This window comes from Paraburkholderia phytofirmans (assembly GCF_046028095.1).
In the GTDB taxonomy this organism is placed as follows: domain Bacteria; phylum Pseudomonadota; class Gammaproteobacteria; order Burkholderiales; family Burkholderiaceae; genus Paraburkholderia; species Paraburkholderia phytofirmans_A.
Genome location: NZ_JAQQDJ010000048.1, coordinates 1 through 653, shown reverse-complemented (window position 1 = coordinate 653; position 653 = coordinate 1). Strand labels below are relative to the sequence as shown.

The following is a 653-nucleotide window of genomic DNA, read 5'->3' as shown; positions in this document are numbered from 1 at the left end:
GTCGAGTTACCGCTGATGTTCGCCGCGCCGTTGTCCGTCACGTTCACATCGCCGTTGATGACCGCGCCGTTGCCGTTCGTCGAGTTGCCGCTGATGTCAGCCGCGCCGTTGCCCGAGATGCTGATCGAACCGTTGTCGCCTTCGATCACACCCGAACCATTGATCGAGTTACCGCTGATGTTCGCCGTGCCGTTATCCGTCACGTTCACATCACCGTTGATGACCGCACCGTTGCCGTTCGTCGAGTTGCCCGAGATGTCGGCCGCGCCATTCCCTGAGATGTTGATCGAGCCGTTGATGTCCGCGCCGCTACCGTTGGCCGATCCGCCGCTGATGTTGGTCGTGCCGTTGTCCGTGGTGTTGATCGACCCGTTCGGATCGACGATCACGCCCGTACCGTTGGTCGAATTGCCGCTGATGTCGGTCGAACCATTACCGCTGGTGTTGATCGAGCCGTTGATGTCCGCACCGCTACCGTTGGTCGATTCGCCGCTGATGTTGGTCGTGCCGTTGTCCGTGGTGTTGATCGAACCGTTCGGATCGACGATCACGCCAGTACCGTTGGTCGAGTTGCCGCTGACATCGGTCGAACCATTACCGCTCGTGTTGATCGAGCCGTTGATGTCCGCGCCGTTGCCGTTGATTGAATTTCC

General features: G+C 59.7%; 1 protein-coding gene. It reads right to left on the bottom strand.

What is annotated here, in order from left to right; genetic code table 11:
- Positions 1 to 653, bottom strand: a 653-nt coding sequence (locus PQR54_RS38865; protein WP_408255452.1) for a beta strand repeat-containing protein, incomplete at both ends; no start/stop codon positions are given.